The following is a 22,906-nucleotide window of genomic DNA, read 5'->3' as shown; positions in this document are numbered from 1 at the left end:
CGCGCGGGAAGGGGCCGGTCCCGCGCGTGACCGGAAGGGTCGCACGCCGGACCGGCCCCGTGACCGGTGTTCTGCGGACTGGATCAGCCCAGGGCCGGATCAGCCCAGGTGGCGGGACCACCAGTCGAGGGCCGCCGCGAAGCGCTGCTGGCGGTGGCGGGGCTTGCCGGAGCGGGTGAGCTCGTGGCCCTCGCCGGGGAACAGCAGCATCTCGGCGGGGGCGCCGTTGCGCCGGAGCGCGACGTACATGCGCTGGGCCTGCTCGACCGGGCAGCGCCAGTCGTGCTCGGAGTGCACCACCAGGAACGGGATGCTGATCTGGTCCGCGTAGGTCAGCGGGCTCATCCGGCGCTGGGCCTCGGGGTCCGCGCCGCAGTAGGCGTCGGCGAAGTACCAGCCGATGTCCGAGGAGCCGGTGAACGAGTCCCAGGCGTTGACGGCGCGCTCGCTCCACGCCGCGCGGAAGCGGTGGCCGTGGTGGGCGGCCAGCCACGAGGTCATGAAGCCGCCGTAGGAGCCGCCCATGACGCCGACGCGCTCGGCGTCCAGGTCGGGGCGGGCGAGGGCCGCGTCGAGGGTCGACAGGACGTCGTCGACGTCGACGGTGCCGAACGCGCCGATGACCGACCGGCCGTGCGCCTGGCCGTACCCGGCGGAGCCGCGCGGGTTGGGCAGCACGACCGCGTAACCAGCGGCGGCGTACACCCTGGCCTCGTCGAAGAAGCCCCAGCCGTAGTACATGAACGGACCGCCGTGCACGGTCAGCACCACCGGGTGCGGGCCGTCGCCCTCGGGCAGCACGACCCAGCCGTGCACCGGGTAGCCGTCGGACGCGGCGCCGGTGATCTCCTCGACGCGCGCCTTCGGCAGGTCGGGGGCGAAGTCGGCGAGCAGGCCGCCGCCGACGCGCACGACGCGGGCCGGGCTCTCGGTGTCGGAGATCGCGGCCACGACCACGTCGCCGTCCGCCGCGAACGCCCTGACCTCGGCCTTCTCCCCGGCGAGCAGCTCGGTGCCCGCGAGGTCGACGCCGTCCGCGTCGAGCGGGACGCGGCGCAGCTCGACGGCGCCCCGGTTGCGGACCGCGACGAGCACGCCGTCGCCGGTCACCACGGGCGCGCCCGCGGCCTTCTCGCAGTCGACGGTCTCGACGTCGGTGAGCCTGCGCAGCTCGCCGCCGCGCGCCAGCCACAGGCCGAGGTTGCGGGCGACCGCGCTGCCGCCCTCGTTGTCCAGGCCGTAGAACAGGACGCCGCCGTCGGCCAGCGGCACCGGGTCGCCCGCCGCGCCGGGGGCGCGCACGAGCAGCTCGGGGGCCGCGCCGCCCTCGGCGGGCACGGTGTAGAGGTCGTCCTCGTGGGTCTCGGCGGCGTCGAGGTCGCGGGGCGCGGTGAACACCAGCCGCGCGCCGTCGGTGGTCCACGCGGGGGCGCCGAGGTCGTGGGAGCCGTCGGTCAGCTCGACCGGGTCGGCCCCGCTGACCAGCGCGTCCACCACGAACAAGCGGGGGCGGCGGTCGCCGGTGAAGCCGAGGTCGTCGACGCGGTAGTCGAGCCGGGTGATGTGGCGCGGGGCCTCGGCGTCGGGGCCGGGCTTGGTCCCGTCGACCTCGGAGCCGTAGCGGCCGGGCTCGGGCACGCGCGCGGTGTACGCGAGGCGGGTGGAGTCGGGCGACCAGACCGGGGCGCCCGCGCCGAGCGGGGCGTCGGTGACGCGGCGGGCGTCACCGCCGTCGGCGGGCATGACGTGCACCTGCGCGGGCTTGCCCGGCTCGGCGACGCGGAGGAACGCGACCCAGCGCCCGTCCGGGGAGATCCGGGGGGCCGAGTCGCGTTCCGCCCACGTCCACTGCCGCGCCCCGCTTCCGTCGAGCGGGAGGCGGTGCAGGGAACCTCGGTAGGTGTTGGCCTCCGCGTCGGGGCGGGCCGTGTTCACCAGGACGAGGTCGCCTCGCACCGAGAGGGAACCTGGCAGGTCGAGCAGTCGCAAGTCATCGGGGCGCACGGGTCAGGACGCTACCCCAAAGTTCTTAGCAAAGCTCACGACACTTGTTGACACTCACAGCGCGCTACCCCTCGACGGGCTGCTTGACCACCTCGGGGTGCCGCTTGACCTTGATGAGGCTGGCCACGGTCGTGATGACCAGGACGCCGACGATCACCGACAGCGACAGCCCGATGCCGATGGTCGGCACGCCGAACGGCTCGCCGCCGTTGAGGAACGGCAGCGAGTTGGTGTGCAGCGCCTCCAGGATCAGCTTCACGCCGATGAAACCGAGGATCACCGACAGGCCGATCGACAGGTAGACGAGCTTGGCGAGCAGACCGCCGAGCAGGAAGTACAGCTGGCGCAGGCCCATCAGCGCGAACGCGTTCGCGGTGAAGACCAGGAACGGCTCCTTGGTCAGGCCGAAGATCGCCGGGATCGAGTCGAGCGCGAACAGCAGGTCGGTGGAGCCGATGGCGATCATCACGATGAACATCGGCGTGACGTACCGCTTGCCGTCGATCCGGGTGAACGACTTGGAGCCGTGGTACTCGTCGGTGACCGGCAGGAACTTGCGCACCATGCGCAGCCCGGCGTTCTCCTTGAACTCCTCGTCCTCGTCCTCGCCTCGCGCCAGCTTGTAGCCGGTGTAGATGAGGAACGCGCCGAACAGGTAGAACACGGCGGAGAACCGCTCGATGAGCGCGGCGCCCGCCGCGATGAAGCCGCCCCGGAGCACGAGCGCCATCAGGATGCCGATCAGCAGCACCTTGTGCTGGTGGATCGCGGGCACCTTGAAGGTGGTCATGATGATCAGGAAGATGAAGAGGTTGTCGACGCTGAGCGAGTACTCGGTGATGTACCCGGCGAAGAACTCGCCCGCCGGGGTGCCACCCTCGAAGTACCAGATCCCGGCGCCGAACAGCACGGCCATCGCCACGTAGAAGACGACCCAGCGGCCCGCCTCGGCGAGGGAGACCTCGTGGGGGTGGCGGTCGACCACGAACAGGTCGATCGCGAGCAAGATCAGCAGACCCGCGATCGTGGCCAGCCACAACCACACGGGAACAGTCATGAGACACCCTCCGGCACATAGCGCGCACGCCAATGACCGGAGGTCTCCTCCGTCTGCGAAAAAACCGAGCGTCCGCAGACCGGCGGCACCGGGAGCCCGACGCTGGACTCCGTGCTGACGACACCGCCGTTTTAGGGAGTACTCCCCTCCACAATGCGGTAATCATCCACCACGGGCGCGCGAAAAAGCCAGCCGGGGTGAGGTGTGGCACCCACTGGCCGTTTCCGCACTCCGCGCGGTTTTCACCCGCTATGTCCGGATTGCTCGTTTCGCACCGTATCAGAACCGACCGTTCGGCGCACCCCCTCGGACCGCCCGGAGCTGAGACCCGCAGGCCAGGTCCGTCGCGTGCTCTCAGCTGACCGCCCTTAAGGTCGACGGGGTGGCCATCCCTTCCCGCCTTCGCGGCAGGTGGTCGCTCCCCGCGCTGGTCGTGCTCGTCGCCTTGATCGGTGGCGTTGTCGTCTGGACGCGCGGGGGCGACGACCCGCCGCAGGTGCACACCCGTGACGCGGTGATCGACGTCCCGGAGGCTCCCGGCAGCGACCGGGCCCTCCAGATCGACACCACCCTGTACCTGCCCGAGAAGACCCCGGCTCCGGCGATCCTGCTCCCGCACGGATTCGGCGGCAGCAAGAACAGCGTGGCCACCGAGGCGACCGAACTGGCCCAGCGCGGCTTCGTCGTGCTGACCTACTCGGCCCGCGGCTTCGGCCGCAGCACCGGGCAGATCTCGCTCAACTCGGTCGACCACGAGGTCAACGACGCCAGGCGGCTGCTCGACTGGCTCGCGACCCGCCAGGAGGTCATGACCGACGCCCCCGGCGACCCGAAGGTCGGCGTCACCGGCGGCTCCTACGGCGGCGCGCTGGCGCTGTCCCTCGCGGGCGTCGACCCGCGCGTGGACACCATCGCGCCCAGCATCACGTTCAACGACCTCGCCTCCGCCCTGCTGCCGAACCACGGCACCACCGGCGACGCGGTCGACACCCGCACCCCCACGCCCGGCCCGTCCGGTGACGCGGGCGTGTTCAAGCGCTCGTGGTCCGGCCTGTTCTTCTCCGCCGGTCTCGGCGGCGGGAACATGTCCGGCCCCACCCAGGAGGCCCCCGAGGCCGGTCAGGACGACGACGACCAGCAGGTCGGCGCTGCCGCGACCGCCGCACCCGAGGGCTCCGCGACCGAGCAGGGCGGCCAGGGCCAGCAGCCCGGTCAGGGCAGGGGCGCCGCCCCGCTCAACGGCACCTGCGGGCGCTTCGCCGCGGAGGTGTGCGCGGCGTACAACGAGATCGCCACGACCGGCACCGCGAGCCAGGCGTCCCTCGACGTGCTGCGCAGGGGCTCGCCCTCCGAGCTGACCGGCCGGATCACCCAGCCGACCATGATCGTGCAGGGCGAGCAGGACACCCTGTTCGGCCTCGACCAGGCCGACGCCAACGCCAGGCAGATCGCGGCGACCGGCGCCAAGGTCAAGGTCGTCTGGTACGCGGGCGGCCACGACGGCGGCTCCCCCGGCCCCGAGCTGCGCGGCCAGATCGCCGACTGGATGGACTTCCACCTGAACGGCGTGGGCGCCGACCCCGGCACCACGTTCCAGTACGCCGTGCAGGGCGCGTTCCGCAGCAGCGGCTCGGTCGCGCTGCGCGACGTCGTCGCCCCGGCCTACCCCGGTCTCGGCGGCCAGGCCTCGGTGAACCGGCAGGACGTGGCGCTGACCGGCCGCGAGCAGGCCGTGATCAACCCGGCGGGCGGCAACCCGGCGTCGGTGAGCAGCCTGCCGGGCCTCGGCACGGTGGTCAGCCGGTCCAGCTCGCTCTCCAGCAGGCTCACGATCGACATGCCCGGCCAGACGGCCGTGTTCAGCAGCGAGGCGCTGACCTCGCAGCTGCTGGTGACCGGCGCGTCCACGGTGCGGCTCAAGATCGCCGCCGTGCCCGGACAGGCCGTGCCCGATGGCGGCGCGGTGCTGTTCGCGAAGCTCTACGACGCCGACGCGAACGGCGGCAAGGTGCTGCCCGGCTCGGCCGTGGCCCCGTTCCGGGTGCCCGACCTGCCCGCCGACGGCACGCCCGTCGAGGTGTCCGTGTCGCTGCCCGGCGTGGTGCGCCCGGTGGAGAGCGGGCACCGGCTGCAGCTGGCCGTGTCGACCACCGACCAGTCGTTCGCCAACGCGCAGGAGCCCGCCGTCTACCGGATCGCGCTCGCCGACGGCGAGACCGGGAACGTGCGGGTGCCGGTGGTGACCGGCTCGAACAGGGTCAGCGAGGTGCCCACCGACGCGCTGTGGGGCATCGCGGGCGTGCTCGCGCTGTCCGCGATCGCGGCCGTCGTCGCGTGGTTCCGGCGCAGGCTGGCCACCGACCTCGACCCGGAGCTGGCCGAGGTCCCGCTGGTCATCAAGGGCCTGAAGAAGTCCTACCCCGGTGGCCTGACCGCCGTGAACGACCTGTCGTTCCGGGTGGAGCACGGCCAGGTGCTGGGCCTGCTCGGCCCCAACGGCGCGGGCAAGACCACGTCGCTGCGGATGCTGATGGGCCTGATCCAGCCGACCGAGGGCGAGATCAGGGTGTTCGGGCACAAGATCACGCCCGGCGCCCCGGTGCTCTCCCGCATCGGCTCGTTCGTGGAGGGCTCCGGCTTCCTGCCGCACCTGTCCGGCAAGGCCAACCTGGAGCTGTACTGGTCGGCGACCGGGAGGCCGCTGGAGCAGGCGCACTTCGACGAGGCGCTGGAGATCGCGGGCCTGGGGAAGGCGGTGCACCGCAAGGTGCGCACCTACAGCCAGGGCATGAGGCAGCGGCTCGCGATCGCCCAGGCGATGCTCGGGCTGCCGGACCTGCTGGTGCTGGACGAACCCGCCAACGGGCTCGACCCGCCCCAGATCCACGCCATGCGCGACGTGCTGCGGCGGTACGCGGCGGCCGGTCGCACGGTGCTGGTGTCCAGCCACCTGCTCGCCGAGGTCGAGCAGACGTGCAGCCACGTGGTGGTCATGCACAAGGGCGCCCTGGTCGCGGCGGGTCCGGTCGAGGAGATCGCGACCGGCAGCGGCGAGGCCACCTTCCGGGTCGACCGGCCCGAGGAGGCGGCCGAGGTCCTGCGGTCCCTGGACGGGGTGCTGGAGGTCCACGTCGACGGCGGGCAGGTGCACGCGGCGCTGAACGGCACCCCGCGCGCCGAGGCGCTGCAGGCGCTGGTGGCGGCCGGGGTCGCGGTCGACCAGGTCGGGCCGCGCAGGCGGCTGGAGGACGCGTTCCTGGAGTTGGTGGGCGAATGAGCGACGACAAGGCGGTGCGCCCGGCCACGTCGGGCGGGAACCCGCAGGACAACGGGGTGCACACCGACCCGCACGGGGCGGGCGACCTGGCCGAGGCGGTCCGGTCCGAGCGGCCGGGCGTCGAGGTGGACGGGTCGCGGACCGGCTACCGGGCCTCGCGGACGCTGCCGATCCGGGTCGAGCTGATCAGGCAGCTGCTGCGGCGGCGGACCCAGCTGGTGCTCGGGTTCCTGGTGCTGCTGCCGGTCATCCTGGTGGTGGCGTTCGAGCTGGGCGAGGACGCGCCGAACCGGCGGTCCGGCGGGTTCGTCGACCTGGCCACGGCGAGCGGGGTGAACTTCGTCGTCCTGACGCTGTTCGTCAGCTCCAGCTTCCTGCTGCCGATGATCGTGGCCCTGTTCTTCGGGGACACGATCGCCAGCGAGGCGTCCTGGTCCAGCCTGAAGTACCTGCTGGCCGCGCCGATCCCCCGGCACCGGCTGCTGCGGCGCAAGGCCGCGGCCTCCGGCATCCTGTCGGTGCTGTCGCTGCTGCTGCTCCCCGGCACGGCGCTGCTGGTCGGCGTGGTCTGGTACGGGGCGGGCGAGCTGGTCAGCCCCACCGGTGAGGCCGCCCCGTTCGCGGACGGCGTGCTCGGCGTGTTCCTGGCGGTCTGCTACATCTCGGTGCAGCTGTTCTGGGTCGCCGGGCTGGCGCTGTACCTGTCGGTGTCCACGGACGCGCCGCTGGGCGCGGTCGGCGGGGCGGTGCTGGCGTCGATCCTGTCGCAGATCCTGGACCAGATCACGGCGCTGGAGGACCTGCGGAACTACCTGCCGACGCACTACGCGCTGGCGTGGATGGACCTGCTGTCCACCGACATCGACTGGTCGCAGATGGCCAAGGGGGTGTTCTCCGCGCTGGCCTACGGGGCGCTGTTCTCGTTCCTGGCGGCGCGGAAGTTCAGCACCAAGGACATCACCAGCTGATCGCGTGACGCGCGGGGGCCCGTCGGGATTCGTCCCGGCGGGCCCCTCGTCGTTCGCGGGTCGGGCTACTTCAGGCCCGCCGCGTCCATGCCGCGCAGCTCCTTCTTCAGGTCCGCGATCTCGTCGCGGAGCCTGCCCGCCAGCTCGAACTGGAGCTCGCGGGCCGCGTTCATCATCTGGTCGGTGAGCTGCTGGACCAGGTCGGCCAGCTCCGCGCGCGCCATCGAGCCGACGTCGCGGCCCGCCAGCACGCCCGACGAGCCCGCCTTGCCCGGCTCGCCCGCCGCCCGCTTGCCGCGCGTGGCGTTGCGGCCGGAGCCGCCGGGGGCCACGTCGTCCTCGGCCTCGGCGTAGACCTGCTCCAGGATGTCGGTGATCTTCTTGCGGAGCGGCTGCGGGTCGATGCCCCGCTCCTCGTTGTAGGCCACCTGCTTCGCGCGCCTGCGGTTGGTCTCCTCGATCGCGTTGCGCATCGAGTCCGTCACCCGGTCGGCGTACATGTGGACCTCGCCCGAGACGTTGCGGGCGGCGCGGCCGATGGTCTGGACGAGGCTGGTCGTGGAGCGAAGGAAGCCCTCCTTGTCCGCGTCCAGGATCGCCACCAGGGACACTTCGGGCAGGTCGAGGCCCTCGCGGAGCAGGTTGATGCCCACCAGCACGTCGTAGTCGCCGAGCCGGAGCTGGCGCAGCAGCTCGACCCGGCGCAGGGTGTCGATGTCCGAGTGCAGGTAGCGGACCCGGATGCCCAGTTCGAGCAGGTAGTCGGTGAGGTCCTCGGCCATCTTCTTGGTCAGCGTGGTGACCAGGACCCGCTCGTCGCGCTCGGCCCGCGCCCTGATCTCGTGCACCAGGTCGTCGATCTGGCCCTCGGTCGGCTTGACCACCACCTGCGGGTCCACCAGGCCGGTGGGGCGGATGACCTGCTCCACGAACTCGCCGCCCGCCTGGCCCAGCTCGTAGTTGCCGGGCGTGGCCGACAGGTAGATCGTCTGGCCGACCCGGTCCGCGAACTCCTCCCAGGTCAGCGGGCGGTTGTCCAGCGCGCTGGGCAGGCGGAAGCCGTGGTCGACCAGGTTGCGCTTGCGGGAGGCGTCGCCCTCGTACATGGCGCCGATCTGCGGCACCGTCACGTGCGACTCGTCGATGACCAGCAGGAAGTCGTCCGGGAAGTAGTCGATCAGGGTGGCGGGGGCGCTGCCCGCGTCGCGGCCGTCGATGTGCCGCGAGTAGTTCTCGATGCCGGAGCAGAAGCCGACCTGGCGCATCATCTCGATGTCGTAGGTGGTGCGCATCCGCAGCCGCTGGGCCTCCAGGAGCTTGCCCTGGCGCTCCAGGTCGGCGAGGCGGTGCTCCAGCTCCACCTCGATGGACCTGATCGCCTGCTCCATGCGCTCCGGACCCGCCGCGTAGTGGGTGGCGGGGAAGATGCGCAGCTCCTGCACCTCCTTGACCACGTCGCCGGTCAGCGGGTGCAGGTAGTACAGGCGGTCGACCTCGTCGCCGAAGAACTCGACCCGGATGGCCAGCTCCTCGTACGAGGGGATGATCTCGACCGTGTCGCCCCTGACCCGGAAGGTGCCCCGGTTGAACGCGATGTCGTTGCGGGCGTACTGCACGTCGACCAGCGCGCGCAGCAGCACGTCCCGGTCGATCTCGCCGCCGACCCGCAGCGGGATGGAGCGGTCCAGGTAGGCCTGGGGGGTGCCGAGGCCGTAGATGCACGACACCGAGGCGACCACGATGACGTCGCGCCTGGTCAGCAGGCTCATCGTGGCGGAGTGGCGGAGCCGCTCGACGTCCTCGTTGATCGAGGAGTCCTTCTCGATGTAGGTGTCGCTCTGCGGGATGTACGCCTCGGGCTGGTAGTAGTCGTAGTAGCTGACGAAGTACTCGACCGCGTTCTCCGGGAACAGGTCCCGCAGCTCGTTGGCCAGCTGGGCGGCCAGCGTCTTGTTGGGCGCCATCACCAGCGTGGGCCGCTGCACCTTCTCCACCAGCCACGCCGTGGTCGCCGACTTGCCGGTGCCGGTCGCGCCCAGCAGCACCACGTCCCGCTCGCCACCGCGCAGCCTGCGCTCCAGCTCCGCGATGGCCGCGGGCTGGTCACCGGACGGCGTGAACTCGCTGACCACGCGGAACTCGCCCGCCGAGCGGGGGATGTCGCTGACGGGGCGGTGCGCCGAGTGCGCCTTGACCGGGGTTTCCGGGGCCTGGGTGTCCGAGGGGGTGGTAGCCACGAGCCAAAGGTACGCCGGGGGACCGACAGTTCCCGGTCCCCCGGCGCGCGCGTCCGGGTCGGTCGTGCGGGTCAGTCGCAGGAGCAGCAGTCGCAGCAGTCGCAACCGCCCTTCTTGCAGTCCGCGTGGCACCGGCAGCAGCCGGAGCACCACTCCAGGCAGTCGCCGCCGCCGCACCCGTCCGAGCAACCGTTGCGCGGCTTGCCGCTCCACGGGCCGGGCATGGGCTCGCGGCAGCAGGTCTGGCAGGTCCCGCACTGGTAGAGGACGGCCAGGCAGCCGGGGAGCAGGCCCCGGCTGGTGGGCGGCTCGGTCAGCTTGGGCCACGCCCACAGGAAGCTGCCGGGTTCCGGGGGCACCCCGCCGCCGCCCTCGCCACCGCCACCGCCGGGCGGCTCGTCCGGCGGGTCGGTCGGCGGCTGGTCGCCGGGGCTGTCGTGACCGGGGCTGTCGTGACCGGGCGGCGCGGGCGCGTGCGCGACGGGGGCGTGCTCGCCGTAGCCGGGCAGGCCGGGGCGCGGGTGCTCGTGACCCCCGTGCCCGTGCTCGTCGCCGAACGCCCGCCCCACCGCGCGCCGCAGCTCGTGCACCAGCAGGGCGTGCACCAGCGCGCCGTCGGTCAGCTCGACCTCGCGCAGCGCTAGCTCGACGCCGAGCACCGCGTCGTCGCACAGCCGCCGCGCCTCGGCGGGGCTGACGCCGGTGGCGAGCAGCGGGTTCCACGCGCCCGCCTTGCGGTCACGCGCGACGTCCTCCACGGCGTCCACCAGGTGCGCGACCCGGCCGAAGAGCCTGCCGACCTCGCGCAGCGGCTCGGCGTTGCCCGGCCGGCCGGACAGCAGCGCGGTCTGCGCGAGCGCGGCCCCGGCTGCCTCCTCGGTCGGCGCGGTCACCAGCAGCACCGAGGAGCCGAGTCCGGCTGCGGCCTCCACCTCCTGCTGGCGCAGCACGGCCGAGACCAGCACGGAGGTGTCGAACCCGAGGTCGGCCCCGGTCTCGGCGGCCTGGGCCGCCCAGCGGCGCGCCACCACCCGGCCGACACCGCGCCCGCCCGCGCGGCCGAACGCCCCGTCGCCGTCCACGACGTGGTCGGCGACCTTGGCGGAGGCCAGGACGAGGGAGACGGAGGCGGCCAGCCGGGCGGAGGGGCCGGTGGCGACGCGGGCGGACCGCATCCCGCGCAGCGCGCACGGCCCCGCGTCGCGGTGGGAGCCGCCGGACTGGGCCTCCACGAGCGCGGAGACGACGAGCCCGTCGTAGTTGGTGACCAGCCGGGCGAGGTGCCCGTGGTCGTCGCGCAGCGCCAGGCACAGGCCGCAGAGGTGGGCGATCCAGGCGTCGCCGAGGTGCTGACCGAGCCGGTGGCGGCACGGTCGGAGGATGCCGAACATAAGGGGTGAGGGTAGGCCGGTCGAGCGGGCACTGAGAGTAAAACTCTCACCCGAACAGGTGACAATTACGGACTACCGAACCGCACTTGTGCATAGTCTTCAAATTGTGACCCTGAGCGCGGCAGGTCAGACCACCGGAACCCACGTCCACCCGCCGAAGATCGAGTACTTCGACCTGGACGCGAAGTCCAACACCGACCCGAAGGGCTACCTGCGCGGGGTCGAGGAGTACCGCCTGGCGCCCGCGGGCCTGTACATGTCCCGCCCGGTGCCCGGCCACCCCGATCTGTCGCACTTCGAGTCCTGGCTGCTGCCCCGGCACGGCCTGCGCGTCACCCGCCAGTCCTGGCACCCCGGCCGCGAGCGCGACTACGACTTCTACGTCGACGTCGTGGAGATCACCTCCAGCGGCTCGGTGTGGAAGACCGTCGACCTCTACCTCGACCTGCTGGTGCGCACCGGCCGCGACGTCGTGGTGCTGGACACCGACGAGCTGCTGGCCGCCGTCGCGAGCGGCAGGCTGGAGGCCGAGCGGGCCCGGTGGGCGCTGGAGACGACCTACACGGCGGTCGCGGGCGCGGCGGCGCACGGCAACGACCTGATCCGCTGGTTGGCCGAGCAGGGCACCACCACGACCTGGCGACGCCGGTAGGGGTCCGGCGATACCGAGAGTCGTCGACGGCCCACAACAGCCCCCGATTCCCCGTCACCCGTCCGTGATCATCCGCACGACATAACGTGATGTAACGAATCGGTTCGCACGGTTACCGGGTGCATACCCACGACTACCCTCGGGTCGGTGGGAACGGTCATCACGCCTCAGCTCGTCGACGTCGTCGACACCGTCAGCGCAGTCCGGAACTACTCATCGGGTGCTTCCCGCAGGCTGACGACGTGCCAGGTGGAGGACTGGGGTCTGCGCCTGGAGTGCCCCACTCCGGAGGACCCCTTCACCGACTCCGAGATCACCTGGCTCATGCCCGACCTGGGGCTGCGCCTCACCAGGCAACGCCCCCGCTCTCCGCACTCCGACTCCTCCAGCGTGCTCACCGCCGTCCGCGTGGTCCGCGACGGCCGCACCTGGCGCACCACCGACCTGCTGCTCGGCCTGGAGGTCCCCGGCGGGACGACGGCGCGGATCGTCCGCTCGGAGGACTTCGCCGCGGCGATCTCCGGCGGCGTGATCAGCCCGGCGGACGCCGACCTCGCGCTGCACACCGTGCACCGCACCCTGGAGCAGGTCAGCCTGCACCGGCACGACCTGTCCCAGTGGCTGGTGCACCGGGGCATCTACGACCGCTGGTCGCCCGCCGCCCGGTAGAACTCGGCGACCCGCGAGACCGCTTCCTCCATCCACGGCTCCTTGGCCTGCGCGTAGGCCAGGGAGCCGTCGTGGTTCTCGAACTCGGGCATCAGCCCGAGCTTGACCCGCGCGTACTCCTCGCGCGCCGCGACGTCCGCGCGCAGCCAGTCCCGGAACCGCAGCGCCCACACCCAGTTCGGCGCGCCCATCACCCGGACGTGCAAGTTCACCCGACGGCCGGGGTCGGCCGAGGAGTGCACGCGCTTGTCCCACAGCTCCGGGTCCTGGTCGGCCCCGCGCGGGGCGTCGGTGAGGCCGGGGACGTTCGGGAAGCCCGCGTTCAGCAGCGCGCCCGCGAGCTCGTCCGCCTCGGCCATGCTCGCCACGCCCAGCTGGAAGTCCAGGACGTCCTTGGCGACCAGGCCGGGCACGGCGGTGGACCCGATGTGCTCCAGCGGCCGGTCCCCCACGGCGGTGCGCAGCCGGGCGGCGATCCGCGCGGCCTGCGCGGGCCAGGTCGGGTCCGGGTCCACCACCTTCGGCGGCCCGGAGGCGTGCCTGCGCAGCCGCAGGTTCGCCGCGTAGGGCACCAGCCGGTCCGCCCACAGCGCGTCCACCTCGGCGAGCACCTGGTCCGGGCTGCCGGTGTTGTCCAGCCACACGTCCGCCACGGCCCGCCGGGCGTCGTCACCGGCCTGGGCGGCCACGCGGGCGCGGGCGTCGGCCTCGGGCATGTCCCGCGCCCCGACCAGCCGCGACACCCGCTGCTCCACGTCGGCGTGCGCGATCACCACGAGGTGGTAGGCGGGCGCGAGGCCGTTCTCCACCAGCAGCGGCACGTCGTGCACGATGATCGCGTCCTCGGGCGCGGACGCGATCAGCTCGGCGGTCCGCGCGGCGACCTTCGGGTGCACGATGGCGTTGAGCCTGGCGCGCGCGGCGTCGTCGGTGAACACCCGGCCCGCCAGCGCGGCCCGGTCCAGGGTCCCGGCCGAGGTCAGCACGTCCGCCCCGAACTGCTCGGCGATCTCCCGCAGGCCGTCCGTCCCCGGCTCCACGACCTGCCTGGCCAGCTGGTCGGCGTCGATGACCACCGCCCCGTGCTCGGCCAGCCTGCCCGCGACCGTCGACTTGCCCGACCCGATCCCGCCCGAGAGCCCCACGCGCAACATGGGTCCGATCTTGCCCGATCAGGGCGCGGCGGACACCCGCTCAGCCTTCCTCGGGGGTCATCGACCGGGCGGCCAGCGCGGTCAGCACGGCCTTGACCTGGTCCTCCGGCACGGCGTCCTTCTTGGCGCGCGCCACGAACGTGGACTTGCCGAACGAGCCGACGACCAGGTTCTCGTCCTTCGCCAGGACCAGCGCCGCCTTCTGCTTGCCGACCTCGACCTCGCTCACCGAGGCGCCGTCGCCCCGGTAGGCGTCCAGGCTCTCGGTGACGCGGGTGGTCGCGGCGGCCTCGTCGGCGTAGGTGGACAGGCCGATGACGATCGGCGCGGTCGCGATGCCCTTGTTCTCGCCGACGCCGTAGTAGCAGTCGAGCTTGGCGGTGCGGCCCACCCCCGGCTCCGGGATGCCGATGATCTGCACGGTCGAGCCGCCGAGGTCGCGGCCGATCCGCTCGTTGAGGACGTCGGCGGGCACGACCAGCTCGCAGTCGTCGGGCAGCGGGCGGTCCACCATCACCGGCACGCGGGTCGTGGTCGTCGGGACGGTGATGGTCGGGATCGCCGGGTCCACGATCGGCTTCTCCACGACGCGGGCGCACGACGCGCACCCCAGGACAGCACCGGCCACCAGCCCCACGACCACCACGCGCGCACCCGCCACAGCAGGGAACCTAGCGCAAGACGGTTGCGGCGCAGCCCCGAGCGGCACGGGGTGTGAGCACCCCTACCAGCGGACGGCGACCAGCGGCGGGAAAGCGCAGGCCGGGCGGTGTGGCAGGGCTGCGGGACGGTGGGCGCGCCACTGCGGGACGTGACACTTTCGAGAACGCCGCGAGTCCGCGCCGAGTCCTGGCGGGCCCGGCGGAACCCCAGGGAACGGGGAAGGCCCCGCACCACCGGAGTGGTGCGGGGCCTTCGCCACGGCCTAGCTGGAGGGACGCGCGGGCGCGTCGTCTCACATGCCGCCCGACAGCTTCTCGCGGAGCGCCGCGAGCTGCTCGTCGCTGGCCAGCGTGCCACCGGCCTGAGCCGGAGCGCCACCCGACGACGCGGCCGGGGCGTCGCCACCGGACGAGTAGTTGGTCTCGCCCGCGGCCTCTTCCTCGGCAGCGGCGGCCTTGGCAACCTGCTTCATGTGGGCCTCGTAGCGCGTGTGGGCCTCGGCGTACTGCCGCTCCCACTCCTCGCGCTGCTTGTCGAAGCCTTCCTGCCAGTCCTGGGTCTCCGGGTCGAAGCCCTCGGGGTAGATGTAGTTCCCCTGGTCGTCGTACTCGGCGGCCATGCCGTACTGGGTCGGGTCGAACTCGGAGTCGACCGTGAAGCCCTCGTTGGCCTGCTTGAGCGACAGCGAGATCCGGCGGCGGTCCAGGTCGATGTCGATGACCTTGACCATGACGTCGTCGCCGACCTGCACGACCTGCTCCGGGATCTCCACGTGGCGCTCGGCCAGCTCGGAGATGTGGACCAGGCCCTCGATGCCCTCGTCCACGCGGACGAACGCACCGAACGGAACCAGCTTGGTGACCTTGCCCGGCACGATCTGACCGATCGCGTGGGTGCGGGCGAACTGGCGCCACGGGTCTTCCTGGGTCGCCTTCAGCGACAGGGAGACGCGCTCGCGCTCCATGTCGACGTCCAGGACCTCGACCGTGACCTCCTGGCCGACCTCGACGACCTCGGAGGGGTGGTCGATGTGCTTCCAGGAGAGCTCGGAGACGTGCACGAGGCCGTCCACGCCACCCAGGTCCACGAAGGCGCCGAAGTTGACGATGGAGGACACGACGCCCTTGCGGACCTGGCCCTTCTGCAGCTGGTTGAGGAACTCGCTGCGGACCTCGGACTGCGTCTGCTCCAGCCAGGCGCGGCGGGACAGGACCACGTTGTTGCGGTTCTTGTCCAGCTCGATGATCTTGGCTTCGAGCTCGCGGCCGACGTAGGGCTGGAGGTCGCGGACGCGGCGCATCTCGACGAGCGAGGCCGGGAGGAAGCCCCGGAGGCCGATGTCCAGGATGAGGCCGCCCTTGACGACCTCGATGACGGTGCCCTTGACGGGCTCGTCCTTCTCCTTGAGGGCCTCGATGGTGCCCCAGGCGCGCTCGTACTGGGCGCGCTTCTTCGACAGGATCAGACGCCCCTCCTTGTCCTCCTTCTGGAGAACAAGGGCCTCAACCTCGTCGCCGACCTTGACGACCTCGTTGGGGTCCACGTCGTGCTTGATCGACAACTCGCGCGAGGGGATGACGCCCTCGGTCTTGTAGCCGATGTCGAGCAGGACCTCGTCCCGGTCGACCTTGACGATCGTGCCCTCGACGATATCGCCATCGTTGAAGTACTTGATGGTCTTGTCGATAGCGGCGAGGAAGTCCTCCTCCGTCCCGATATCGTTGATAGCGACCTGCTTCGGCGCGACGGCAGCCGGGACAGTGGTGGTGTCGGTGGACATTAGGTAGGTGGCTCCGGTACGGATTGGGGTTGTCTGACCTGCGGGTGGAACGCTGTCGCATCGGGCACGCCCGACCGCGGAGACCGACTCCCAGAGTGTTCACCGATCACGGGCAGCGCGAACCCACTACGCGCCGGTATCGTACGCGGCCCCGAGACCAGCGGGCAAATGGTCCCCCGAGAAGGAGCAGTGTGTCCGACCAGCACGCGAGCGCGGAGCGCGCGCTCGGCACCACCGGAGTGGCCCAGCGGTTCGCCGACGCGGAGGAGTCCCGCTCCGCCAATCGGCTCTGGTGGGACGCCGACGCGGACGACTACCACGCCGAGCACGGCGATTTCCTGGGGGCCGCGGACTTCGTCTGGTGCCCCGAAGGAGTGCGCGAATCCGAGGCTCATTACCTCGGTCAGGTGACCGGCAAGCGGGTGTTGGAGATCGGCTGCGGGTCGGCCCCGTGCTCCCGGTGGCTGGCCGCGCAGGGCGCCGAGCCGGTCGGGCTGGACATCTCGGCCGGGATGCTGCGGCACGCGGTGGAGGCGGCCGGGCGGACCGGGATCGCGGTGCCGCTGGTGCAGGCGAGCGCCGACCAGCTGCCGTTCGCGGACGCGAGCTTCGACGTGGCCTGCTCGGCGTTCGGCGCGGTGCCGTTCGTGGCCGACGTGGCGTCGGTGTTCGGCGAGGTGGCCCGCGTGCTGCGGCCGGGCGCCCCGTGGGTGTTCGCGGTGAACCACCCGATGAGGTGGATCTTCCCGGACGACCCCGGTCCGGCCGGGCTGACCGTGACCCACTCGTACTTCGACCGCACGCCGTACGTCGAGGTGGACGACGACGGGCGCGCCACGTACGTGGAGCACCACCGGACGCTGGGCGACTACGTGCGGGCGCTGGTGGCCTCCGGGTTCGAGCTGGTCGACGTGGTGGAGCCGGAGTGGCCCGCCGGGCACACCAGGACGTGGGGGCAGTGGAGCCCGCTGCGGGGCAGGCTGTTCCCGGGCACCGTGATCTTGCGGACGCGCAGGACGTAACCTGCGGGGCATGACGGTCGCGCGGGGGCTGGCGGAAGCGCAGAGCGCGCGGCTGGCCGGTATCGACCCGGTGCTGCCCCCGATGATCGCGCCGCTGGACGGGGACGTGGTCACGGCCGCGCTCCCCGACGGGACGCGGGTCGCGGGGGTGCTCCAGCAGCAGGTGCACGAGCGGAACTCGCCCGCGCGGCTGTGGTCGGCCACCGAGGTGTGGGAGCTGACGCCGCTGCTGGGCGGCGCGGGACCGGCGGGCATGGACGCGCTGATGCGGGCGTGGCGCAGGCGGATGGAGCTGGTCGGACCGGCCGAGCGGGACTCGGCGTGCGTGCTGACCTGGCCGAGCCGGGACGTCGAGTCGGGCTCGGTGCTGATGGACCACGGGATGGTGCCGCTGTCGGTGGTGGCGGTGCGCCGGGGGCCCGCGCCGACCTCGCGGAACGGGTCGCTGGTGATCCGGCGGGCCAAGCCGTCGGACCTGGAGGCGGTGCTGGAGCTGGCGATGGCCGAGCTGCGGTACTCGTCGATGGTGGGGTCGACGGTGAACCGGCCGGAGGCGGTCGCGCTCAAGCGGCGGGCGCTGGCCGAGCGGCTGGCCGCCGGTGGACCGACCTGGCTGGCCGAGCGGGACGGGGTCGCGGTCGGGCTGGCCGAGTGCGCGATGGTGATCTCGGAGCCGGGCAACTCGGCGTCGTCCCGGCTGCCACCGGGGCGGTGGGGGTACGTGAACTGCGTGTCGGTGCTGCCGGGTGCGCGCGGGTCCGGGGTCGGGCAGCAGCTGATGGCGCACGTGCACCGCGAGCTGCACCGGATGGGCGCGGTGGGCACGTACCTCTACTACAACCCGCCGAACCCGCTGTCCTCGGTGTTCTGGCCGCGCCAGGGGTACCGGCCGCTGTGGACGATGTGGGAGGTCCGCCCCGCCGGGGCGCTGCGCTGAGCGCTCACCCGTTCGGGATGGGGGCGCGGAGGGCGGGCGGCGCCTAACCTGGAGGCGGCGGGGCTGTCGGAGCGCTGCCGCACGCCCTCGTTCTGCGGGTGAGCGGTCCGTTCACCCTGCGACGGGGGACCGCTCCCCCGGTTCCGCACCCCGCGCCCCACGCTGTTCGCCAAACCGGTCCCGCGCCTCTGCGCTCATCCCCACGCGCTCAGCACCCCCGTGCCTCGCCCCCGCGTCTCGCGCTTTGCGCCCCGAGTCTTCGTGCCCCACGTCTCCGCGCCCCGGCACCTCTCACACGTCCCGCGCGCCCGGAGCCGCTCGCGCTTCCCTCCCCGTCGCGTCACCCACGTCATCGCGCCACCCGCGTCGGACAGGTCTGGCGGGCTGACCGCATCGGTCAGGTCGGGCAGGTCCGGCGGACTGGCCGCGTCGGGCGCGTCTGGTGGCTGGGCGCGTCCGGCGGGATGGCCGCGTCACGCGCGCCGAGCCCTGTCGCTTTCGCCGGTTTTCCGGGGTTTCCGCACGTCCGGGCGGTTTCGCGCACACGCTCGGTCATCCCTCAGGAACCCTGCGCACCCGCCGTAGACCCCGGTGGCAGATCACACCCGTCCGATTTGCCGGCGCCCCCTCCCCGGTCGCACTATTTGAACTGACCGGTCAGTTCAAATAGGAGGTCCCCGGTGCGGATCAACGCCCGGCGCGTCGGCGTCACCGGCGCCCACGGCCCACTGCTGCGCCCCACCAGCCTCGCCATCACCCCCGGCGAGCCGCTGCTGGTGGCGGGTGATCCCGGTGACGGCCACACCGCGCTGGCGCTGGTCGTCTCCGGTCGGATGAAGCCGAGCACCGGTGAGGTCGACGTGCCCGCCCGCGAGCTGCGCGCCAGGGTCGCCCTGGTCGACTCGCCCGACGTGACCTCGCCCGAGCCGGGGCTGTCGCTGGCCGCCGTCGTCGGCGAGGAGCTCGCGGTCAACCGGAAGCCGAGCGGGCGCAAGGCCGTGCACGACTGGCTCGCCGCCCAGCACGCCGACCACTGGGCCGCCGCCCGCTTCGAGAACGTCCCGGCCGCCGTGCGCTGCGCGCTGCTGCTGGAGCTGGCCGCCGAGCGCCCCGGCGTGGACACCCTCGTCCTGGACTCCCCCGACCGGCACCACCCCGACCCGGCCGCCTGGTGGGCGCTGGCGCGCGAGCGCGCGACCCCGGAGCGGTCCGTCGTGGTGCTGTGCACGACCGCCTCCGCCGCGCTGCTGGGCGTGCCCGCCGCGCGCCTCGGCGCCGACAACTCCCCCCAGACCCAGTCGGAGAACGAGCTGTGACCTCCCTGCGCATGGCGCTGAACGAGCTGCGCCGCGTCACCTCGGGCAGGCTGCCCAAGCTGGCCGTGGTGGCGCTCGCCCTGGTGCCGCTGCTGTACGCGTCGATGTACCTGTACGCCAACAAGGACCCGTACTCGCACCTGGACAACCTGCCCGCCGCGCTGGTCGTCGCCGACCAGGGCTCCGACGACGGCTCCGGCAACACCGAGAACGCCGGGCGCGAGGTCGCCGACGAGCTGCTGCGCGGCCACAAGTTCGACTGGCGCGAGGTGGGCGAGGGCGACGCGGAGCGGGGCGTGCGCGACGGCGAGTACGCGTTCGCGCTGACCCTGCCCGAGGACTTCTCGCAGGCGCTGACCTCGTCCGGCAGGTTCACCCCGCGCCAGGGCGTGCTCGTGCTCACCACCAACGACGCGAACAACTACCTGGGCAGCACGATCGCGAACCAGGTGGTCTCCGAGGTGCGCCGCTCGGTGTCGGCGAAGGTCGGCACGCAGGCCGCCGACCGGTTCCTGCTGGGCTTCTCGACCGTGCGGGAGAAGACCGAGCAGGCCGCGAAGGGCGCGACCGAGCTGGCCGACGGGCAGCGGACCGCGCTGGACGGCGCCCAGAAGCTCGCCGACGGCACCGGGACCCTGGCGAGCGGCGCGGCCGAGCTGGCGAGCGGCACCGGGAAGCTGCGCAGCAGCACCGCCGACCTGCCGCGCTCGGCGCAGCAGCTCGCGGACGGGGCCAAGCAGGTCTCGGACGGCACGGAGCAGGCAGCCACGACCGCCGAGCAGTACGCCGCCGAGGCGCGGACCCTCGCCGCGGACCTCGACAAGGTCGACGCCGACCTGGTGGCGCGGCTGCGCGAGCGCGGGTTCACCGACGAGCAGGTGCAGCAGGTCCAGACCGCGCTGGGAACCGTGCGCGCGCCCGCCGCCGACGCGAACGCCAAGGTCCAGGACACCGCCGGTCAGCTGCGGACCCTGGCGAACGGCGCGAAGAAGGTCTCCGACGGGGCCGCGAAGCTCGCCTCCAGCACGCCCGCCCTGACCGGCGCGATCGGCGAGCTGGACGAGGGCGCCAAGCAGCTCTCCGGCGGCGCGGGCCAGGTGCGGGACGGCGCCGGGTCGCTGCGCGAGGGCGAGCGGAAGCTCCTGGACGGGACCGAGCAGCTCAAGTCCGGGCTGACCGAGGGCGCCGAGCAGATCCCGCACCCGGACGACCCGACGCGCGAGTCCACCGCGGGCACCATCGGCGACCCGGTGACCGTGCGCGGGGTCAGCCAGACCTCGGCGGGCAGCTACGGCGCGGGCCTCGCCCCGTTCTTCCTCAGCCTGGCCACCTGGATCGGCGCGTTCGTGCTGTTCCTGCTGCTGCGCCCGCTGTCGCGGCGCGGGCTGGCGTCCGGTCAGGCGGCGGTGCGGGTGGCGCTCGGCGGGTGGCTGCCCGGCGCGCTGCTGGGGATGGCGCAGGTCGTGGTCATGTACTCGGTGGTGACGCTGGTCGTGGACATCCGGCCCAGCCACCCGGTGGGGGCGCTGCTGTTCCTGCTCATGGCGTCGGTGACGTTCGTCGGCGTGCTGCACGCGCTCAACGCGCTGCTCGGCGCGGTCGGCAAGTTCCTGGGGCTGGTGATGCTGATCCTGCAGCTGGTCAGCGCGGGCGGCACGTTCCCGTGGCAGACCATCCCCGAGCCGCTGCACCCGCTGCACCACGGGCTGCCGATGAGCTACGCCGTGGACGGGCTGCGGCACCTGATGTACGGCGGCGAGCTGGGACCGGTGTGGTCGGACGCGGCGGTGCTGGGCTGCTACCTGGTGGGGGCGCTTGCCCTGTCGACGTTCGCCGCGTACAAGCAGCGGGTGTGGACGCCGTCTCGCCTCAAGCCGGAACTCGTGCTGTGACCGCCGCCCCGCCGGGCAGGCCCCGACCTCGCCGCACGGCGGCGACCAAGCAGAAGCTGTTCGACGCGGCGCTGCGGCTGGTCGGGGAGCGCGGCGCGGCGGGCGTGACCGTGGACGAGATCGCCGCCGGGGCCGGGGTCGCCAAGGGCACCGTGTACTACAACTTCGGCAGCAAGGACGCGCTGGTGGACGCCATGCTGCGGCACGGCGTCGACCTGCTGGCGCAGCGGCTGCGGGTGTCCGAGGAAGCCGATCCGCCCGAGGCGGTGGCCGCGCTGGTCGAGGGGATGCTGGGGTTCTTCGGCGAGTACCCGGCGTTCGCGCAGCTGCTGGTGAGCGAGCTGTGGCGCACGCCGGGGCAGTGGCACGGGACGCTCAGCCTGCTGCGGGACGACATCGTGTCGATCGTGCGGGCGCAGGTGCAGCGGCTGGCCGACCTGGGGCGGTTGCCCGACGGGGTGCAGGTGGGGACGGCGTCGGCGGCGCTGTTCGGCACGCTGCTGGTGGTGGCGCTGGACTGGCAGGTGTTCCAGCCGGAGCGGGAGCTGGCCGAGGTCAGGGACTCGGTGCTGGCGCTGGTGCGCGGGCTGACCTGAGGTGGTGGGCCCCGCGACCGGTCACGGGGCCCACCACCGCTCCCGCTAGTACCGGACTTCCCAGGTGTCGACCTCGCCGACCTGGCGCACCGAGGGCGGGTCGCCCGCGAGCGCCCGGTGGACCGCCTCCATCACGCCGCTCGCGGTCTGCTCGTGGCTGAGCCAGCGGGTCCGACCGTCCCGCCGCACGAACCCGAGCACGACCTGCTGCGTCGGGTGGCCGGGCAGCACCGGCTCCGGCAGCCCCCCGGTGGGGCTGACCGCGCTGATGTCGTGCACCTCCACCACCGGCGCGCCCGCGTCCAGCAGGGGCGCGACCGCGTTCAGCACCGGCACCCGGTAGCTGTCGTGCACCCACGCCACCAGCAGCCCGGCCGGTCGCAGCAGCGCGTCGTTCACCAGGCCGGCGAGCTCCTGCGGGCGCGACCAGTCGGCCGCGACCTGCACGACGGACCCGCCCGTCCCGGCGCCCGCGCCCACCGCCGCGGTGCGCGGCGTCGGCACGTGCCCGCGCCGCCGCACCGCCTCCCGCACCGCCTGGCCCGGTGTCAGCCGCGCCCGCCGCGACGGCAGCACAACCTGCCAACCCTGCTCGACCAGCTCGTCCGAGCACCCCTTGAGCATCCCGGTCCCGCCCAGCACCAGCGCGCTCCCGATGCCGACCGCCCGCTCCATCACCGAACCGACTCCTCCCCGCGCCCCGCCGCGGGCCGCGGTGGCCCCGAGCGCCACCCGTCGACCTCGCGCTGACCGCGCGACCGCACCGCCACCGGGGCCGGTTCGCCGCTGGCGCGGAGGACGTCGACGTGGTGGCGGGTGCGGCCGTGCGACTTCCACGTCCAGAGAACCACGTGTTCCCAATCCGTGAACACCGTGTAAAGGGGTGGTTTCGCGTCTCCGCTGCACCGGATCCCGCCGCGCGCCTTGGGGTGGGCGGGCCCGCGCGCGGACGTGGCACGCGGGCGGGCGGACCGGAGGGGCAGGTCGACGCGGGCGGTGCGGACCGGTCGGGCGGCGCGGTACTGCCGCTCGACGACCGGGCCGGGGCGGGCGGGCAGCGCGCGGCGGGCGGCCGCGGGGGTGCTCCGGGAGCGCAGGCCGGGACATCCGGAGCGACAGCCCGGCACGGGGCGCGGGAGGGCGGCCGACTCGTCGATCCGGTCGGACGGGGTGGTGCGCCCGGAGCCGGGAGCGCCTGCGACCGGCGCGCGACGCGGGGTCAGCGGCGACTCGTCCGAGGGTCCCAGCAGCGACACCCGCGCAGGCTACCTCCGGGAAGGGCGCGGAACGG

18 protein-coding genes are annotated in these 22,906 nt (G+C 73.0%); 9 read left to right on the top strand and 9 right to left on the bottom strand.

Going from position 1 to position 22,906, the window contains the following annotated elements; genetic code table 11:
- Positions 1–99: 99 nt before the first annotated feature.
- Together LV78_RS11350 and LV78_RS11345 are read right to left on the bottom strand one after the other, a co-directional pair.
- Positions 100–2,004 carry a S9 family peptidase gene (locus LV78_RS11350; RefSeq protein ID WP_253844878.1) on the bottom strand — a complete coding sequence of 635 codons (1,905 nt, stop codon included), beginning with the start codon at positions 2,002–2,004 and terminating at the stop codon, positions 100–102.
- Positions 2,005–2,068: 64 nt separating this feature from the next.
- Positions 2,069–3,061 carry a TerC family protein gene (locus LV78_RS11345; RefSeq protein WP_253844876.1) on the bottom strand — a complete coding sequence of 331 codons (993 nt, stop codon included), beginning with the start codon at positions 3,059–3,061 and terminating at the stop codon, positions 2,069–2,071.
- Positions 3,062–3,443: 382 nt separating this feature from the next.
- On the opposite strand from LV78_RS11345, the gene LV78_RS11340 reads away from it, so the two are divergent.
- Positions 3,444–6,338, top strand: a complete 2,895-nt coding sequence (locus LV78_RS11340; protein ID WP_253844874.1) for an alpha/beta fold hydrolase — start codon at positions 3,444–3,446, stop codon at positions 6,336–6,338.
- Positions 6,335–7,306: an ABC transporter permease gene (locus tag LV78_RS11335; RefSeq protein ID WP_253844872.1), complete on the top strand. Its 972-nt coding sequence runs from the start codon at positions 6,335–6,337 to the stop codon at positions 7,304–7,306. The genes LV78_RS11340 and LV78_RS11335 overlap by 4 nt, the downstream gene beginning before the upstream one ends.
- A gap of 65 nt (positions 7,307–7,371) precedes the next feature.
- On the opposite strand, the gene uvrB is transcribed toward LV78_RS11335, so the two are convergent.
- Positions 7,372–9,543, bottom strand: a complete 2,172-nt coding sequence (gene uvrB / locus LV78_RS11330) for an excinuclease ABC subunit UvrB (RefSeq protein ID WP_308208702.1) — start codon at positions 9,541–9,543, stop codon at positions 7,372–7,374.
- 71 nt (positions 9,544–9,614) lie between these two features.
- Complete coding sequence (locus tag LV78_RS11325) at positions 9,615–10,934, bottom strand: DUF5685 family protein (RefSeq protein WP_253844869.1); 1,320 nt, start codon at positions 10,932–10,934, stop codon at positions 9,615–9,617.
- A gap of 106 nt (positions 10,935–11,040) precedes the next feature.
- Here LV78_RS11325 and LV78_RS11320 point away from each other — a divergent pair, with 106 nt between their 5' ends.
- Positions 11,041–11,586 carry a ribonuclease FAU-1 family protein gene (locus LV78_RS11320; RefSeq protein WP_253844867.1) on the top strand — a complete coding sequence of 182 codons (546 nt, stop codon included), beginning with the start codon at positions 11,041–11,043 and terminating at the stop codon, positions 11,584–11,586.
- A gap of 147 nt (positions 11,587–11,733) precedes the next feature.
- On the top strand, positions 11,734–12,255 hold the full coding sequence (locus LV78_RS11315) for a ribonuclease FAU-1 family protein (RefSeq protein ID WP_253844865.1): 522 nt from the start codon (positions 11,734–11,736) through the stop codon (positions 12,253–12,255).
- Here LV78_RS11315 and coaE read toward each other — a convergent pair.
- From coaE to rpsA, 3 genes are all read right to left on the bottom strand, one after another.
- The gene (gene coaE, locus LV78_RS11310) at positions 12,225–13,409 is read right to left on the bottom strand and encodes a dephospho-CoA kinase (protein ID WP_253844863.1); all 1,185 of its coding nucleotides are present in this window, start codon (positions 13,407–13,409) and stop codon (positions 12,225–12,227) included. The two genes, LV78_RS11315 and coaE, sit on opposite strands and share 31 nt — an antisense overlap.
- 40 nt (positions 13,410–13,449) lie before the next feature.
- Positions 13,450–14,070, bottom strand: coding sequence for a hypothetical protein (locus LV78_RS11305; protein WP_253844861.1), 621 nt, complete (start codon positions 14,068–14,070; stop codon positions 13,450–13,452).
- 294 nt (positions 14,071–14,364) lie between these two features.
- Entirely contained in the window at positions 14,365–15,852 is a 1,488-nt protein-coding gene (gene rpsA / locus LV78_RS11300) for a 30S ribosomal protein S1 (RefSeq protein ID WP_253844859.1), read from the bottom strand.
- Between the two features lie 191 nt (positions 15,853–16,043).
- On the opposite strand from rpsA, the gene LV78_RS11295 reads away from it, so the two are divergent.
- From LV78_RS11295 to LV78_RS11275, 5 genes are all read left to right on the top strand, one after another.
- On the top strand, positions 16,044–16,874 hold the full coding sequence (locus LV78_RS11295; RefSeq protein WP_253844857.1) for a class I SAM-dependent methyltransferase: 831 nt from the start codon (positions 16,044–16,046) through the stop codon (positions 16,872–16,874).
- A 10-nt stretch (positions 16,875–16,884) separates the two neighbouring features.
- Positions 16,885–17,811, top strand: a complete 927-nt coding sequence (locus LV78_RS11290; protein WP_253844855.1) for a GNAT family N-acetyltransferase — start codon at positions 16,885–16,887, stop codon at positions 17,809–17,811.
- A gap of 680 nt (positions 17,812–18,491) precedes the next feature.
- Positions 18,492–19,127 carry a hypothetical protein gene (locus LV78_RS11285; RefSeq protein ID WP_253844853.1) on the top strand — a complete coding sequence of 212 codons (636 nt, stop codon included), beginning with the start codon at positions 18,492–18,494 and terminating at the stop codon, positions 19,125–19,127.
- The gene (locus LV78_RS11280) at positions 19,124–21,019 is read left to right on the top strand and encodes a YhgE/Pip family protein (protein WP_253844851.1); all 1,896 of its coding nucleotides are present in this window, start codon (positions 19,124–19,126) and stop codon (positions 21,017–21,019) included. Before LV78_RS11285 ends, LV78_RS11280 begins: the two co-directional genes overlap by 4 nt.
- The gene (locus LV78_RS11275) at positions 21,016–21,615 is read left to right on the top strand and encodes a TetR/AcrR family transcriptional regulator (protein WP_253844850.1); all 600 of its coding nucleotides are present in this window, start codon (positions 21,016–21,018) and stop codon (positions 21,613–21,615) included. The genes LV78_RS11280 and LV78_RS11275 overlap by 4 nt, the downstream gene beginning before the upstream one ends.
- Positions 21,616–21,660: 45 nt before the next feature.
- Here LV78_RS11275 and LV78_RS11270 read toward each other — a convergent pair whose 3' ends face one another.
- Together LV78_RS11270 and LV78_RS11265 are read right to left on the bottom strand one after the other, a co-directional pair.
- Positions 21,661–22,290, bottom strand: a complete 630-nt coding sequence (locus LV78_RS11270) for a Rossmann-fold NAD(P)-binding domain-containing protein (protein ID WP_253844956.1) — start codon at positions 22,288–22,290, stop codon at positions 21,661–21,663.
- Positions 22,290–22,871 (bottom strand): AAA family ATPase, encoded by a 582-nt coding sequence (locus LV78_RS11265; RefSeq protein ID WP_253844848.1) that lies wholly within the window; start codon positions 22,869–22,871, stop codon positions 22,290–22,292. The genes LV78_RS11270 and LV78_RS11265 overlap by 1 nt, the downstream gene beginning before the upstream one ends.
- Positions 22,872–22,906: the final 35 nt, after the last annotated feature.

The sequence above is a fragment of the Actinosynnema pretiosum genome (genome assembly GCF_024171695.1).
Lineage (GTDB): Bacteria > Actinomycetota > Actinomycetes > Mycobacteriales > Pseudonocardiaceae > Actinosynnema > Actinosynnema pretiosum.
The sequence above is the reverse complement of the archived record's forward strand: the minus strand, read 5'-3'. Positions and strand labels throughout refer to the sequence as shown.

What these genes read in the sequence shown, in the direction of transcription:
- LV78_RS11345 (WP_253844876.1), bottom strand. Translation starts at nt 3,061, where the DNA reads ATGACTGTTCCCGTGTGGTTGTGGCTGGCCACGATCGCGGGTCTGCTG.
- LV78_RS11335 (WP_253844872.1), top strand. Translation starts at nt 6,335, where the DNA reads ATGAGCGACGACAAGGCGGTGCGCCCGGCCACGTCGGGCGGGAACCCG.
- LV78_RS11325 (WP_253844869.1), bottom strand. Translation starts at nt 10,934, where the DNA reads ATGTTCGGCATCCTCCGACCGTGCCGCCACCGGCTCGGTCAGCACCTC.
- coaE (WP_253844863.1), bottom strand. Translation starts at nt 13,409, where the DNA reads ATGTTGCGCGTGGGGCTCTCGGGCGGGATCGGGTCGGGCAAGTCGACG.
- rpsA (WP_253844859.1), bottom strand. Translation starts at nt 15,852, where the DNA reads ATGTCCACCGACACCACCACTGTCCCGGCTGCCGTCGCGCCGAAGCAG.
- LV78_RS11290 (WP_253844855.1), top strand. Translation starts at nt 16,885, where the DNA reads ATGACGGTCGCGCGGGGGCTGGCGGAAGCGCAGAGCGCGCGGCTGGCC.
- LV78_RS11270 (WP_253844956.1), bottom strand. Translation starts at nt 22,290, where the DNA reads ATGGAGCGGGCGGTCGGCATCGGGAGCGCGCTGGTGCTGGGCGGGACC.